The 13,979-nt window shown below is 63.9% G+C and carries 16 protein-coding genes; 4 read left to right on the forward strand and 12 right to left on the reverse strand.

From position 1 onward, the window contains the following. Position 1 precedes the first annotated feature (1 nt). From E4V99_RS12500 to E4V99_RS12510, 3 genes are all read right to left on the reverse strand, one after another. A complete protein-coding gene (locus E4V99_RS12500; protein ID WP_135117954.1) occupies positions 2-1,270 on the reverse strand; it encodes a wax ester/triacylglycerol synthase domain-containing protein in 1,269 nt (422 codons plus the stop codon). A gap of 2 nt (positions 1,271-1,272) precedes the next feature. Next, positions 1,273-1,914, reverse strand: coding sequence for a DUF998 domain-containing protein (locus E4V99_RS12505; RefSeq protein ID WP_167758127.1), 642 nt, complete (start codon positions 1,912-1,914; stop codon positions 1,273-1,275). Between the two features lie 211 nt (positions 1,915-2,125). Continuing rightward, a complete protein-coding gene (locus E4V99_RS12510) occupies positions 2,126-2,734 on the reverse strand; it encodes a recombinase family protein (RefSeq protein ID WP_209305629.1) in 609 nt (202 codons plus the stop codon). A 139-nt stretch (positions 2,735-2,873) separates the two neighbouring features. Between E4V99_RS12510 and E4V99_RS12515 the strand changes: the two genes are divergently transcribed. Next, entirely contained in the window at positions 2,874-3,194 is a 321-nt protein-coding gene (locus tag E4V99_RS12515) for a hypothetical protein (protein WP_135117460.1), read from the forward strand. Positions 3,195-3,466: 272 nt separating this feature from the next. Here E4V99_RS12515 and E4V99_RS12520 read toward each other — a convergent pair whose 3' ends face one another. The 5 genes from E4V99_RS12520 to E4V99_RS12540 all read right to left on the reverse strand — a co-directional run bounded on the left by E4V99_RS12520 (position 3,467) and on the right by E4V99_RS12540 (position 7,582). Continuing rightward, complete coding sequence (locus E4V99_RS12520) at positions 3,467-3,868, reverse strand: hypothetical protein (protein WP_135117461.1); 402 nt, start codon at positions 3,866-3,868, stop codon at positions 3,467-3,469. Between the two features lie 487 nt (positions 3,869-4,355). Further along, positions 4,356-4,640: a hypothetical protein gene (locus E4V99_RS12525; RefSeq protein WP_135117462.1), complete on the reverse strand. Its 285-nt coding sequence runs from the start codon at positions 4,638-4,640 to the stop codon at positions 4,356-4,358. 70 nt (positions 4,641-4,710) lie between these two features. Further along, positions 4,711-5,958 carry an IS256 family transposase gene (locus E4V99_RS12530; protein ID WP_135117463.1) on the reverse strand — a complete coding sequence of 416 codons (1,248 nt, stop codon included), beginning with the start codon at positions 5,956-5,958 and terminating at the stop codon, positions 4,711-4,713. Positions 5,959-6,062: 104 nt separating this feature from the next. After that, positions 6,063-6,461, reverse strand: coding sequence for a hypothetical protein (locus tag E4V99_RS12535; protein ID WP_135117464.1), 399 nt, complete (start codon positions 6,459-6,461; stop codon positions 6,063-6,065). 269 nt (positions 6,462-6,730) lie between these two features. After that, positions 6,731-7,582, reverse strand: a complete 852-nt coding sequence (locus tag E4V99_RS12540; protein WP_135117465.1) for a hypothetical protein — start codon at positions 7,580-7,582, stop codon at positions 6,731-6,733. A 207-nt stretch (positions 7,583-7,789) separates the two neighbouring features. Between E4V99_RS12540 and E4V99_RS12545 the strand changes: the two genes are divergently transcribed. Together E4V99_RS12545 and E4V99_RS12550 are read left to right on the forward strand one after the other, a co-directional pair. Next, on the forward strand, positions 7,790-9,424 hold the full coding sequence (locus E4V99_RS12545; protein ID WP_135117466.1) for an AAA family ATPase: 1,635 nt from the start codon (positions 7,790-7,792) through the stop codon (positions 9,422-9,424). Beyond that, the gene (locus E4V99_RS12550) at positions 9,421-11,034 is read left to right on the forward strand and encodes an ATP-dependent helicase (protein WP_135117467.1); all 1,614 of its coding nucleotides are present in this window, start codon (positions 9,421-9,423) and stop codon (positions 11,032-11,034) included. Before E4V99_RS12545 ends, E4V99_RS12550 begins: the two co-directional genes overlap by 4 nt. 103 nt (positions 11,035-11,137) lie before the next feature. On the opposite strand, the gene E4V99_RS12555 is transcribed toward E4V99_RS12550, so the two are convergent. Together E4V99_RS12555 and E4V99_RS12560 are read right to left on the reverse strand one after the other, a co-directional pair. Next, positions 11,138-11,659 carry a DUF4411 family protein gene (locus E4V99_RS12555; RefSeq protein ID WP_135117468.1) on the reverse strand — a complete coding sequence of 174 codons (522 nt, stop codon included), beginning with the start codon at positions 11,657-11,659 and terminating at the stop codon, positions 11,138-11,140. Then, a complete protein-coding gene (locus tag E4V99_RS12560) occupies positions 11,656-12,783 on the reverse strand; it encodes an ImmA/IrrE family metallo-endopeptidase (RefSeq protein WP_135117469.1) in 1,128 nt (375 codons plus the stop codon). The genes E4V99_RS12555 and E4V99_RS12560 overlap by 4 nt, the downstream gene beginning before the upstream one ends. Before the next feature lie 129 nt (positions 12,784-12,912). Between E4V99_RS12560 and E4V99_RS12565 the strand changes: the two genes are divergently transcribed. Further along, on the forward strand, positions 12,913-13,173 hold the full coding sequence (locus E4V99_RS12565) for a hypothetical protein (protein WP_135117470.1): 261 nt from the start codon (positions 12,913-12,915) through the stop codon (positions 13,171-13,173). 230 nt (positions 13,174-13,403) lie between these two features. Here the strand turns inward: E4V99_RS12565 and E4V99_RS12570 are convergent, their stop codons facing one another. Continuing rightward, the gene (locus tag E4V99_RS12570) at positions 13,404-13,631 is read right to left on the reverse strand and encodes a DUF1653 domain-containing protein (protein ID WP_135117471.1); all 228 of its coding nucleotides are present in this window, start codon (positions 13,629-13,631) and stop codon (positions 13,404-13,406) included. 90 nt (positions 13,632-13,721) lie between these two features. Continuing rightward, positions 13,722-13,925: a hypothetical protein gene (locus E4V99_RS12575; RefSeq protein WP_135117472.1), complete on the reverse strand. Its 204-nt coding sequence runs from the start codon at positions 13,923-13,925 to the stop codon at positions 13,722-13,724. Positions 13,926-13,979: the final 54 nt, after the last annotated feature.

A 13,979-nucleotide genomic window follows, 5' to 3' on the forward strand; every position in this document is an offset into this window, starting at 1 on the left:
CTCACTCGCCCAGACGCGCCATCTCCTCAGCCATGGCGTGCGCGAACGCGGCGCCAGGCACATTCGCGGCGTCGAAATGGATGCCGCAGCACAGCCTGCCGTCGTAGGAGACCGCCGCGACTCCGAGCCGAACGTTGCCGGCGAGTACCGCAACCGGCCAGAGCGCGGCGACCGGGGCGCCCGCAAGACACAGGGCGCCTTCGGGGCCGGACACGTTGGTGATGAACCCGGCGACGAGGTGCTGCCGCCGAGCGACGCGATCCATGATGCGCGCGCCGACCGGGCCGCGCATGAACTCCAGCGTGCCCTGCTCTCTTGCCCGAACCTTCTCCCCGCGGGTCTGCGCCGCGATGATCCGCAGGCGCTCGTCGGGGTCGGATTCGCCGAGCGGCAGCCGCACCAGCATGACCCCCACTTTGTTGCCCGCGGTTCCGCGTCGCCGCAGTGCCACCGGCACCGACACCGGCAGCTCGACGGGAATCGGCTCGCCGGCAGCCGTCAAAGCCGCCTGGAACCCCGACGCTACTGCAGCGAGTAAGGCATCGTTCACCGTCGCACCCCGCGGGCGCACGCGCGTCTCGAGCGCCTCCATGTCGGTACGCAGAAACGCGACCCCGCGGTGCGGGCTGCGCTCGCCGAGCAGCACGGTTGGCCCGACGTCACCGCCCCGCAGTGTCTTGCGGATGCGACGCAGACCGACACGCAGCCGACGCAGGGTATGGCGCAGGCCGCGACGCGGAGCCACCGTGGACACGTGGAAACCTGATGCGTTCGCCGGCATCTGCCGCGGCTCCCGGAGGTCGAAGAGCTGCTGCACGATCGCGACCGCCGCCATCCCATCGGCGACCGCGTGATGGATGCGCAACACGACGCCGGCCGCTGCCGTTGCCGCGCCTGGCACTACGAGGATCTCCCAGAGCGGACGATCCAAAAGGAGCGGCCGGGTCATAAGCTCAGCGCACATCTGCTCGAGACCTGCGCGACCGTCGACGGGCTCTACGAGGCGGATGTGATGCTCGAGGTCAGGTTCCGTTTCCACCCAGCGGTGCCACCGGCCCGACGCGACAGCGCTCTTGCACAGCGCGGGCAGTGCCGCGACCCGACCGCGGAGGGCGTCGCGCAGTTCCGCCATGCTCGGGGTTCCATCCGCAGCGAGGAAGCCGCCTGGCGCGAGCAGCCCGGCGACGAGGAACACGTTGACCTGGCCGACGTGGTCGAGTACGAGGTTCGCCTCATCGACCGCCGCAAGCCGCTGCGTCACCGGGCGCATGGTCACGACGGTAGCCTCGCGGTCCCCAGGCTCAAGACGGAAAGAACGCTGCTAGCGGCGAGCACCACCCATGCCAGGTAGGCGAGAAGGCAGAACCTGTCCGGCCATCCGATTCGAATCTCTGGCGAGCCGCCCTGCCCGTGGGCGGGGGCGGAAGCGATGAGGAACCACACCAGTCCGGCAAATGGAACAACGGATGCGATGGCCAGCGTCGAGCCGAGCGCGGGCGCCACCCCGACCCCCGCTACCAGCGCGGCAGGAGGAAAGCCGGCCAGCAAGGCCGCGCCCAGCACCGTGTGTGCCCTGCCCACTGGCGTGGCATCAGCGCGCGGAGTCGTGATCGGATCGGCATCGATGAACGCGGCACCGAGCGCGCCGAGGGCGACGGCTGCCAGGCCGATCGTCCACGCGCCGCCGAACGGCCATAAGGCGACGCACGTCGCATAAAGGCCTATGGCCATCGTGACGAAGGCGAGGCGCATGACCCACCCGTGGCGCCCCAGGGAGTACTCACTGATCATCCGCCAGGACGCGTCATACTCGGGCTTGAGTACGTGGAGGATCGCGATCAGCGCCACCGTGAACCCGCCGGCCATGAGCGCCGTAGTGGCCGCGATCGCAGCGACGCTCGAGTGTGCAGCCATACTTCCCGCAAGCATGGGCCCTCCTCCGCGGCACTCTATCCCGTTGGTCGGTCGCGGGACGGGCCGAGCCACGTGGGCCCCGGGCTCGACGCGCGCTAAAGACAGGACGCTCGACCGGGCGATGCGCGAGGGTGCGCGGCGGGATCTCCCAGCGGCCCGTGGCCGTGTCGAGTCGGACGCCCGAGTCGGGCGGCCGGGGCTCCGGGGGTGCTTAAAAGATGTGCGCTTCGCAGGATGCGAGGAACTTCTCACGGCGATGCTGAAGCTCGCGGTAAACCGTGGCGCGCGACACGCTGAACAGTTCCGCGATCTCGGTCTGGGTGTACTCGCCTCGATCGTGCACCTCGAACAGCTCGGCCCGCTGCGTCTTCGACAGCTTCGGCTGCTTTCCCTTCAGCCTTCCTTTGGCGCGGGCGACCGCCATCCCTTCTCGTGTGCGCATGCTGATCAGGTCCCGCTCGAACTCCGCCACCATGGCGAGCACGTTGAACAGCAGTCGACCGACGGGATCGGTGGGATCGTAGCGGTTCCCGCCGAGGCTGAGTGCGACGCCTTTTGACGTCAGCTCGTCCGCGATCTCGCGCGCGTTTCTCAGCGACCGGGCGAGCCGGTCGAGTTTCGTCACGACGAGGGTGTCTCCGCTTCGCACCGCGGCAAGCGCCTCCCGCAATCCCGGTCGGGCGCGATTCGCGCCGGTCATGCCGTGGTCGACGTAGATGTGCGCGTCCTGAACGCCCAAACGCAGCAGTGCGTTGCGTTGAGCAGTGAGGTCCTGATCCGTGGTCGAGACCCTGGCGTATCCAATCTGTATTCCATCCATACGCCCAGCGTCGTGGGGCGCTGCTGACGCCACACGATGAGGATCCTGCTACGGACGAGCACAGCGGACCGGTCCTAGAGTTGTGAGTCCTCATGGGTGGGTGAACAGACAACAGGTGGCGGACGTTAGGCTCGCGCTCATGACCGAGCAAGGCGAGGTAGGCGCGAGCCGAGACAGCAGCCAGCGAACGCCGCAGCCGTCGCTTATCCAGCAGCGCATGCAGCTGGACCGGCAGCGCCTTTGGGGCCTCTGGGCGCTGTGCTCGAGCGCATTCCTTGTCACCACGCAGGTCATCAACCTCGTAAACGACGCAAGCAAGATCTGGGCGTGGCTGGGGCTGGGACTGTGGCTGGGGGGAGCCGCGATTGGGCTGATAATCCTCCTGAGAAGTCGGCGGGCTCGCAAGAAGTTTGAGGCCCTGCACGGAGCCGGTGCTGGCCGTCAGGATCACGTGCGCTGACGCGCACGTCGTCAAATGTCGGCGAGCGTAATCCCTTCGTATCGCTTGGGGATCCCCCATCGAACACTCGAAACGGTTCTATTCAGGGACCGTCGGTGGGACGTTTTCGGGTCCTAGGGAGCGCCGACCGAGACCCCGTATTGTTCAGCAACCTCCGCAAACGACACTTCTCTTGAATCGTCTCCGGCCACCCCGGCGACGGCGGCCGGGCAGGATTCGTCATGCAGCGCCAAATCCTCGGACCCGAATCGGCCACTGAGGGTCGCAAAGCCTCATACGTCCGGCGAGTCCTCAGGCTTACTGTTGCGTCCCGTCTCCTTCGCCAATTCAGAGTCCTCGTTCATCGCGAGATGCCGTACGAGTTCGGGACTGACCTGGATTGGCACCTGCTGGTCGACGACGCCGTCGTGTCCCAGATGCAGGGTGAGAACCGGCTGCGCGAGACCGGTCTCTGTGATCTCGTAAGCGAGCAGACGCGGCGGCGCGTTCGTGCCAATGTTGAGCACCCCGTCCGCGCGCATGTCGTAATGCTCCCCGGCGTACAGAGCCTGCTCATGAAACTTGCACACGGTCACGGACCACGGGCCCAGATCCTCAGGATTGGGATCGGTGACGATCGGAAGAATGATGGCCGCCTGAGCGGTCGCGGTGCATCCGGCAACAGCGCATGACATGGGGCTGAGACTATTGCAGTTCCTGCTAATCCGCGACGTTTGAGGTGCTTCGCGAGTCCCCTATCCGCCTCGGCGTGCGTGGCGAGATTGACCATGCCTGCGGCGTGTATTTCGCGTCGGCGGCTGGGGCACGTCGACGAACTCGAAGGGGACGGGCGCCTGGATGCTCGCGTAGTACTGGGCAGACTGCTCCTGCAGTTTGCGAAGGGCGATGGCTTCGCGTCGGGCGGCTCTCGCGGCTTCGCGCTCCTCGCGGACGCATGCCCTCCCCTCCGCATCCGCCATCCGGGCCCGGCGCCAGTCGCGCACGCGCCGACCTGACCGCCCGAATCGAATCGTCTCGCGCCACTCACGCACCCAGAGGACGAATCGGCGAAGCATCTGCGTCGGCCAAGAAGGACTCGGCAGCGGTCAAGCCCCGGGTAGTGGTGTAGCGGCGTCCTTCGTGGGGGTGGTGCTGAGTTCGAGGGTTGGACGGTCGGTCGAGTCAGCCTCGGAGCTTCTCGAGCTTTTCGGCGATCTTGTTCCGTTCTCGGTGGAGCTTCCACCAGCTGAGCGAATGTCGCACCGTGATCTTCCCGAGCTCGGCGAGACCGGGAAGACCCGCATCCTCCAGCTTCTTGTTCACCAACTCCTTGTCGTCGCTGTTGGTCGACTCGATGATGGCGTGAGCTCGCGTGACTCGCTCAGATGCGAGCGGATGCCTGGCGATGGCAGCGTTCGCCGAGTCGAGCTTGGTTTGGAGGTCTTCCTGGGATTCGCGATTGAACATAGGTCAGTCCTACTACCTTCCTGGATGGAGGGATCAGGGCCCCGGTTAGCGGTGTCCTGCGGGTGGGGGTTCAGGCGCTGAGTTCGAGGACGGTGTCGGTGTTCACCTCGCTTCCGGTGTCTGGGACGAGGGTGAGGCGGCTTTTGGTGAGGATGTCGAGGCCGAGGTAGCGGCGTCCTTCGGCCCATTCGTCGGTTTGCTCGGCCAGGACGGCTCCGACGAGGCGGATGATCGCATCGCGGTTGGGGAAGATGCCGACGGAGTCGGTGCGGCGGTGGATCTCGCGGTTGAGGCGTTCGTTGGGGTTGTTGGACCAGATCTGCTGCCAGAGGCCGTCGGGGAACTGCGTGAACGCGAGGATGTCTGCTCTCGCGTTGTCGAGGTGGTCGAACGCGTCGGGGAGCTTCCCGTCGACGTAGTCCAGCAGCCGGTCGAACTGGGCGTGAACACTGTCGGCGTCGGGCTGGTCGTAAACGGAGTGGAGCATCGCTTTCACCGCCGGCCACATGCTCTTCGGGCAGACGCTCATCAGGTTCGCGGCGTAGTGGGTGCGGCATCGTTGCCAAGCAGCGCCGGGCAGGTTCGCGGCGATCGCCTCGACTAGGCCTTGGTGCGCGTCGGAGGTGACCAGGCGCACACCACCGAGGCCGCGGGCGACGAGGTCAGCGAAGAACGAGTTCCAGGCGGCGCCGGTCTCGGCCGTAGCGACCCGCAGGCCAAGGACCTCCCGGCGGCCGTCGGCGTTGACGCCGGTCGCGATGAGCACGACAGTGTTGATCACACGGCCGCCTTCACGCACTTTCATGGTGAGAGCGTCGGCAGCGACGAACGTGAACGGGCCCGCGTCGCCCAGGGGCCGGTGCCGGAACTGGTCGACGTGTTCGTCGAGCTCCGCGGCCATCCGGGACACCTGCGACTTCGACAACGAGTGAATCCCCAGGGTCTTCACCAGCTTGTCCATCCGCCGAGTTGAGACGCCGGCGAGGTAGCAGTCCGCGACGACGGTGATCAGCGCGGCCTCTGCCCGCTTGCGTCGCTCGAGCAACCACTCCGGGAAGTAGGTCCCTTGGCGCAGTTTCGGGATGGCGACGTCGATTGTCCCGACCCGGGTGTCGAGGTCGCGGTGCCGGTAACCGTTGCGTTGTGCGGTCCGGTCGGGATGGGGCTTTCCCCATTCCGCGCCGACCACGGCATCCGCGTCCGCGGACAGCAACGCGTTGATCATGGTCTGCAGCAAGCTGCGCATCAGATCCGGCGACGCATCGGTCAGCGCTTCGGAAAGCAGGCCAGCAGGGTCGACAATATGAGGTGCGGTCATCGTGTTGATTCCGTTCGAGTGGGTTGTAGGAGATTCCTCGAAGGATCACACGGTGACCGCGTCTACGTCATGAGCGACGAGCCGGACCACCGTGCACTACACCACTATGCGGGACTCAACTGCCCCAACCCGAGGGCGCCGAGCGCATCCAGCTGACGAAAGTAGTTGCGCTGCGCAGCCGAGATGATCTGCTCCCGCTGGCTCAGGTATCCGGCAAGATGCGTATCCGCGCCGCCCGAGGCCCGCGAGGTGAATCGCACCCGGGCCTGGTTGATCCGCGCGCTCAGAGCGTATGCCTCCTGTGTGGTTGGCCGGATGAAATCACTCCAGTGCTTCATCTCCAGGGTTCCGAGGAACTCGTCCGCATATCGAACGTCGTGCTGAAAGACGACGGCTCTCCGAGCGGCTGATCCGCTCGCCACGGCAATGCCGATGGAGACGATCAGCGATATCGCCAACACCCCAAGCGGCATGACGACGTCACCAAGCCAGTTGATCGTCACTGATTCCCCCATCTCCCCAACCGGTGCATGCTACGGCACGAACCGAACAGCCCGCGCGCGATCGTGACAAGCGCGCAGGGGATGATCTCACTCGCTCTCTCCCATCCCGAGGAAGCCGTCGAGGTCTTCCCATCCTTCGAGCGCTGGCGTCGGTTCCCCGGCGGCCTGCGGGCTTTCGTTGCCCCGTAGGGATCCCCTACGGGCATTGCCCGAAACAGGAACGAAAGCGTGCGAGATGAAGCTTCCGCCTGAAGGATTGGCGATCCGGTTCACTCTTCGCGGTCGCGCAGCGCTATCAGGTTGTCAACCAGCATCCGGATGTAGAACTCTTCAGCGCGCTGGTCGGGCGGGGTACCGAAGAGTCGATGAGTTTCGAGCACACGCGCACAAACCTCATCGCGACTCAATCCTGCATCGACTTCATCCGCTGCCTGGTCAGCGATCTGACGCACCCATATTTCACGGGCTCCATCGAAGTCACGCAACAACTCGACCCACAGGCGGGCTTGTTCCCGGCTCGTCAGCGGCTTGCCAATTATCGATCGATCCTGATCGCCCTGAACTACCCATACATTCCAACGGCCACGACGCCATCTTCGCGAGAGCCGCCACTTTCCGACGCCGGTGTTGACAGCAGCCCGGACAGCCAGATCTCCCTCACCAAACTGGATACGAGCTCCACGCAGTATCGGAATTATGTGGAAGTAGAAGACCCGCACGTCGTGCGCTTCAAGACGCACGCGATCTTCCGTTTCTCCGGCGTCCGTGAAGAACTGTGGCTGAGCTGTCCAAGATCCACGCGCCGAAGGTGGACGCCCGATCCGCAGACCAACGTCGTACACCGTGGCGGAGGTTCGCCCCAAGTTGCGAACGGTGACCTTCGCCAAGTCCACCTGGGTGCCCGGCAGGGTCTTGCTCGGTTGCAGTTCCTCCCCCGTACTGCTCTTCCACGCCGCAATCGGACGAGTGATGATCGCACCCCAGGAGCTTGTGCGCGCAAGCTCGAACTCGACGCGGACCACACTGCCGCCGTACACCCAGTTTCGAATCCCGAGCAAAATCCCGACCACAGCCAACACCGCACTCAGAACCGCAAACAACACAGCCAACTGTGGATCCAAGCCGTGATCACCCCCCCGGCTGTGACTCTAGAGGAACTCGGCCCCTCCGTTCGGCGCTCAGACGCACTGGCCCCGCCCGCGCATCCGGGCTGAGAGTGTCCCATCAGCAGCGTCTTCTGCGCATTCGCGTCGCGTCGCAACAAGCCAACCTTTGTGGTCGCTGGCACTGTAGGTGCAAGAGCAGGAAGAACGGCTACCGGTTCCGCCGTGGCCAACACGCCGAGGTGGGAAACAATGCGCTTAAAGGCGCTCCAGATCAAGAACTACTGTCGATTCCCCGACGTCGAGATTGAGGTACGCGAGCACCTTGTGTTAGTCGGACCCAACGATGTTGGGAAGACCTCAATCCTGGGGTGCATCAACTTGTTGCTCGGCGCCTCGATCCAGCAGATCTACACATCCCTCGGCGTCGCCGACATCGCCGACCAAGCCATGCCTCTGACAGTCAAGGCTGTGCTGGTGGACTTCACTGATGACGAGCGAGCCAACTTTCCGGACGACATTCACGTGATCGGCGACGCCGACGAAACCCTCACAATCGAACTCGAGGTGCGCGTGAGCGAGGATGACGACCAATCGGTTGTCGTTCGACGATACTTCCCCGAGACAAGTGGTCGGTCAGTCAGCCGAGAGCAGCTCGCCGTCATCGGATGGCACTACCTTGCGGCAGCGCGTTCGACCACTTTGGAATACATGAGCGGCCGCCGCAGCCCCCTTCGCACGCTCCTCGCCGCGACTGAGCTCGGTGACGAAGAGGAAGGCCTACAGGCGTCTCTCGAGGACTTCAACAACGGACTTGACGCCAGCCAGGTTCTCCGTGACCTACGTTCCACAATCGCTGGCCACCTCTCCCAGTCGATGCCCAAGAGTGTCACCGTCGACGATCTTGCGTTGCGAACGGCGGCCGACCCAGGAAAGGACATGCTCGAGGCCGTCAACCTCTTTCTTAAGAAGAGTGACGGTTCGCACGCTGCACTTGACGAGCAGTCCGACGGCGTGCGGCAGCTCATGACGATGAGCTTCTTCGACTTGGCTCGCGAAGCCGCGAACATCGTTGCAGTGGACGAGCCCGAACTACATCTCCACGCGTCGAGTCAGCGAACTGTCGCTGAGCTCTTTGCTCGTAGCCCGACTCAGCGTCTGCTTGTCACCCACTCGCCCTACGTGATGCAACGGTTCGAGCCGCGGCATGTTGCCGTCGTCAGAGCGGATCGATCGGTTCGTCAGATTCCCGGGAAGAGGTTCAACACAGTCCAGAAGGAGAAGGCCAACTGGTGGTCGCCGCACCTCCTTGAATCATTGACCGCACCGCACACCCTCATCGTGGAAGGTGCGGCTGATCGAGCGATCGTTGAAGCGGCGGCGCGCGCACGCGGAATTAGCCTGGACCGCCTCGGAGTCGCAGTTCTTGACATCGGCGGGGCCGAAAAGTTCCGCCATGTCAATCGGCTCCTCGGACCCGACGGGTTCGCGCTTGACCTGATGGGCTTAGTTGACGCGGCGGAGAGCGGCAGCTGGATCAACGGACTCGGAGCGAAACCGAAGGACGTCAATGTTCGCAGAGTGTTCGTCTGCGCGACGGATCTTGAGGGCGAGTACGTGCTCGGAATGGGCGCACCCGCGGTCGCTGCCGCACTCATCGCGGAGGGCGTCAAAGAACAGTCAATTCTGCAGTCAACCGGCGCCTCGAATGTGGCAAGTGTTCAGCCCACGGAACTAGAAGCGTTCGTCAAGAAGGACAAGGTAACGAACGCGGTCGCGGTCGGCCTTCATCTAACGGATCAGCAGATTTCGGCGATGCCCGCTATCAATGGCCTCCTCAATTACGTGGAGCAACTGTGACCGAATTGGTCGCCGACGAGCGCCAAATGGAGGCCGTCGAGAGCCTCGACGATCAAGTGCTGGTGATTGCGCCACCTGGCTGTGGCAAGACGGAGCTGCTCGCGATGCGCGCCGAGTTTCTCGTGCGCGAAGGGCGCATCCTCCCTGGGCGTCGCCTACTTGCTATCACATACTCCAAGCGGGCTCGCGACAACATGCGCCAACGCATCCAGGAGCGACTTGGCCCCGAACTCACCAGTCGATTCGTTACCGTGCTGAACTTCCACGGACTCGCCGGAAGGATCGTCAGGGCCCACGCGACAACGTTGGACATCCCGAAGGACTTCGTCATGCCCACGAAGCGATGGTTCGGGGACGCGGTGTCCCAGATAGGTGCTGGATGGGAATCTCGAAAGGCCGCGGAGTCTCGGCTGCTCGAGGTCAAGTCAAGTCCCATTAGCGACGTAGAGATCGACGCGCAGCTCCGAAGCAGTGGGGACGAACTCGCCTTAGCGGTCGAGCAAGTGCGTAGAAGCGCCAACCGGCTCGACTACCAGGATCTCATTCGACATGCGCAGCGGCTTCTCCATGTCCCAGGTGTGGCACGGCTCTACCAGTCACATTTCGATGCCGTCCTCGTGGACGAGTTTCAGGACCTGTCGCTACAGCAGTTCGACATCGTCACGCGAGCTTGCACCCGTCGCGGAACATACGTGGGCGATCCGCTCCAAGGCATCTATTCGTGGGCCGGAGCGCAGCCCGATGCTGTGATCGCGGCCCTCCGAGATCGCTGCACAACACGCGTCGATCTGAACGTCTCGTATCGATCTTCCCCCGAAGTTCTCGCGATAGTGAACGCAGTCGGGGTGCCCATCGGCGCAACTGAACTACACGCAGCGGACCCCTCCGCCTGGGGATCCGGCCAACGAACTCGCGCTTACGTCTTCGATAGCGAAGAGGACGAAGCCTCGAAGATCGCCGAGCTAGCAGTGGGGATAGCTCGTAAGCGTCCTCAGGCTGCTGTGGCGGTGATCGCACGATCTGGCTGGCGACGCGGACCGCTCGACCGGGAGCTGTCAGCCGTCGACGACGTACCGCTGCAATTCTGGGACATGGCGCTCGATCACCCCGGCCTGCTGACCGCACTACGCACCGCGGCAACGGGCATCGCGGCCACCCTTCCGCTCGAGGATCAGCTCCGCATGCTCAACGAGCGCTGCCTACATGGCCTCGCCGGCGACGACGACGTCGATACGGCAAACATTCTCGGTGATGCAATCGACCTGCTCAGGCAACGTGCCTCGGAAGGCGAGGGCGTGCGTGCGGTCCTGGCTCGGACGAAAGCAGTGGATGTCACCGATGTTGCCCCGCCAGGAGTTCACGTTCTGAATGCTCATCTCGGCAAGGGACAGCAGTTCGATTGGGTCTTTGTAATCGGGCTCGAAGAAGGCCACGTGCCGGACTACCGATCGCTAGAAGACCCCGAAGAAGCACGGGCCCTGATGGTGATGCTCTCCAGGGCAAAGCGAGGCCTCGTTGTCTCGCGATCGAGAACGGTGAAAACGAAGTATGGCACGACCAAGTCCGCGCCGCGCAGTAGATGGTGGGATCAGCTCGCGGCAGCAGCCTAGAGCACCAAGTGATCGCGCCGTCTGCGGTGGGAACGTGCTGTGCAGAATATTCAGATGAACGATCTCTCGAGAGGTGAGGATCGACGGCACAAACTGCCGGCGGCTACTTCGCGAGTTGCTTCTCCGCCCGGAGGAACCCTGAAACCGAGAGGCAGGCGATGCCGAAGTCGGCGCAGACATTCGGGATCTTGGGCCGACGCTGTCCTGCCTGCTGGAGTCCAACCTCCATCGACACAACGGTGAGCCCGCGCGCCCCGGCGAGCACCATCACTTCAAGGTCGCCGAGGTAATTCGTGTTCCGCCCGTATGCGTCGTACTTGTTGACAATGGCCTTCGCGAGCCGCAACTCGTCGGACCCTCCGAGGTCACGGAACATGTGGTCGTTTCGTCGCAGCCATAGGCCGATCTTGGCGTGCTTCTTCGCATGACCAGTCAGTTCGTACTCGATCTGCCTTGGCGCGACCATCTCGCCGCTCGTGACCAGACGCTCAATGAGCGCCCAGTGTTCGGGGAAGATGTCGGCGCCGTAATACTCGGCGTCGGACTCGCTCAGGAAGCTGACCAGCACGTTCGTATCGATGCAGTACCTTGCCTCGATCTCGAACAGTCCTGGTCCGCCGTTCATGACCGGGACTCGCCTTTTCGGAGTTCGACACGATACGTCGCGAGGAGGTGCTCACCAATCTCGAGCGCGGCGCTCGCATCTTGACGATCGATCTCGCCACCATCGAGCGCGCCAAAGACTTCTCGTGCGAAGCGCCGCCCCACCCTGTTGATGCGCGGCGGGTAGTACGTGCCGCCCGGTGTGCGTTCCTCATCCGATCGGCGATCCGAGCGACGACGCTCCATCTCGTCAAAGTGGGATGTGGAGATCGTTCCGAGTTCGCGCAGGCGGATGAGCAACGCCGCCTGGCTCACGTGCAGCTCGCGGCTAAGAAGCCGCAGCAACTCATCGTCGGTTTCGGTGACGCCAGAGAAGCTGCGGTCCCGGAGCGCCTTCCTCACGAGCCGGGCGGGCATGAGCGCGGCAGCCGCCACCGCGTTGCAGAAGCGCTCGACACGCGAATGGTCGTCGAGGTCGCAGATACCAGCGGTCCGAAGCACGATGTGGGTGTACTCGTGGATCAGCGAGAAGATCCGCGCATACGCACTGTCGCGGGTGTCGACGACAACGACAGCATGCGCACCGTCAACCTGGCTGAAGGCTCGCACCGTGTCGTCGTCGAGGCGACGCTGCGAAACGTAGACGCCCCGTCGTTGGAGCGCATCGCTCCAGAGGCGAAGTGCTGCGAACTCGTCCTTCGTTGCGAGCTGCTCATGCTCGCTAACGTCGAGGAAGCCACGGAGAGCACGCCCCGCCGTTTTCGGCGGCGTCTGCGTGGAAATACCGTCCGGCACTTCGTATCGAGTCTCAGGGAAGAGGTCTGCAGCGGTCGCAAGCATCTCGGCGACCTTGTCGATCTGATCGAGGAGTGCCGCCGACGGCGCCGCGCGTTGGTTGCGAAGCGACCGGTTGTCGAGCCCAGCCGAGCTGATCACCTCAGGAGCATCGATCAGCAGATACGACCAGGGGCGCTTGAAGAACTTCCCAAGGTGGACGAGGTCATCGAGGGTGAGTTCCGAGTCCTCAGCAACGCAAGCATCCGGCTCGACGGACAGCGTCATCGTGGCGGCGAGATCTGCTGGCGTCTGATGCCGGTTGGAAAGCATGCTGGACAGCCGCACAGCGCTGACTGTCACCGTCCCCATGGGGAGAGCGTAAGCCGTGAACCCGACACCGCCGAGGATCCGCGGCGACAACGTCGCTTCCAAATGGCTACGAACCTGCGGGAGGACACTCGACCATGACGGTTCGTCCCGGCCATGATGATGAGGTCGTTGGTTCAAGGTGCCAGCGAGTCCACCCGCAACCTCGGGCTCGGCGCAGTGTGGCTGGCGGTCGCCCTGATCCTTGCTCTCGTGCGCCTTCTTGGCGAACGTCGCATCTGCAAGCGAAAGGAGAAGCCTATGGACGCAGTTCAGAAGCCGAACACCAACAGCACGACCAACACCCCACGAAAGTTCTGGCAGTACCTGCTCGAAACGATCTGGGCGACGGGAGCTGGGGTCCTTGCGGCGCCGCTGGCCACCTTGAGCTAACGAATGACAGGACGGCTCTCCGATGCTGCTGGCCTTCCTTGGTTTCACGAAAGCATCTACCGAACCCGTCGAACCGGGTGGACCAAGTCAAACCTGTGACTGATGACACGACTGGCGCGAAAGACGGTCCTCCAACGGTCGCAGGTTTCCGGCATGAGCGGTGTTCGCGCGTAGGTGCTCTCGTGATGGACGATGGCGCCAAGGCCGGGGCGGGGCATTCCGTCGCGTCGTCAGGCGATTCGGATAAACCGGGGGCCTTCGTAACCGTCGCGGCTGACGGACTCGAGGAACATATCGAGCGGGCGCACCCAGAAGCTGTAATCGTCGTAGAGCTTGCGGTAGAACACGAGGTGCTCGCCGGTCTCGCTGTGTCGTCCTGCGCCGATCACCTCGTAGCGGGAACCCTTGAAGTGCTGGTAGATGCCGGGCTCAACGGCGGTGGGTGTCGGTGACGGCATTCCGCGATCGTACGGGGCTCGGGGTCGCGATGTGTGACGGGGTGCCATCCGCAGGGCGAACAAACATGGGTCATCGCGCGCAGCTTGGGGTCAGAATCCCGACAACGGAAACCCGGGAAGAAAGCCGGTGACCGGCAAGGCCGCCAGAAGCAGGAGCCCGAGCATCACGATGCCTGTCGTCGTCAGGCAAGCGCGTTGTCGACCGATCGTGAGGGCGATGATGACGGTCGCCATGTAGACCGCAACGCTGACGACAGTGAGGACGACCGCTGTGCCCGCACGGTAGGAGGGCATGCAGTTCGTTGCGGGTGGCATGATCGCTGGGCACACGACGGCCCTACTGGCACG

The organism is Microbacterium sp. dk485 (genome assembly GCF_004570445.1).
In the GTDB taxonomy this organism is placed as follows: domain Bacteria; phylum Actinomycetota; class Actinomycetes; order Actinomycetales; family Microbacteriaceae; genus Microbacterium; species Microbacterium wangchenii.

Excerpts from the sequence above, each read along its gene's own strand:
- E4V99_RS12525 (WP_135117462.1), bottom strand. The coding sequence starts at position 4,640 with ATGTTCAATCGCGAATCCCAGGAAGACCTCCAAACCAAGCTCGACTCG.
- E4V99_RS12530 (WP_135117463.1), bottom strand. The coding sequence starts at position 5,958 with ATGACCGCACCTCATATTGTCGACCCTGCTGGCCTGCTTTCCGAAGCG.
- E4V99_RS12555 (WP_135117468.1), bottom strand. The coding sequence starts at position 11,659 with ATGAACGGCGGACCAGGACTGTTCGAGATCGAGGCAAGGTACTGCATC.
- E4V99_RS12520 (WP_135117461.1), bottom strand. The coding sequence starts at position 3,868 with ATGTCATGCGCTGTTGCCGGATGCACCGCGACCGCTCAGGCGGCCATC.
- E4V99_RS12575 (WP_135117472.1), bottom strand. The coding sequence starts at position 13,925 with ATGCCCTCCTACCGTGCGGGCACAGCGGTCGTCCTCACTGTCGTCAGC.
- E4V99_RS12515 (WP_135117460.1), top strand. The coding sequence starts at position 2,874 with ATGACCGAGCAAGGCGAGGTAGGCGCGAGCCGAGACAGCAGCCAGCGA.
- E4V99_RS12500 (WP_135117954.1), bottom strand. The coding sequence starts at position 1,270 with ATGCGCCCGGTGACGCAGCGGCTTGCGGCGGTCGATGAGGCGAACCTC.
- E4V99_RS12570 (WP_135117471.1), bottom strand. The coding sequence starts at position 13,631 with ATGCCGTCACCGACACCCACCGCCGTTGAGCCCGGCATCTACCAGCAC.
- E4V99_RS12510 (WP_209305629.1), bottom strand. The coding sequence starts at position 2,734 with ATGGATGGAATACAGATTGGATACGCCAGGGTCTCGACCACGGATCAG.
- E4V99_RS12560 (WP_135117469.1), bottom strand. The coding sequence starts at position 12,783 with ATGGGGACGGTGACAGTCAGCGCTGTGCGGCTGTCCAGCATGCTTTCC.
- E4V99_RS12505 (WP_167758127.1), bottom strand. The coding sequence starts at position 1,914 with ATGGCTGCACACTCGAGCGTCGCTGCGATCGCGGCCACTACGGCGCTC.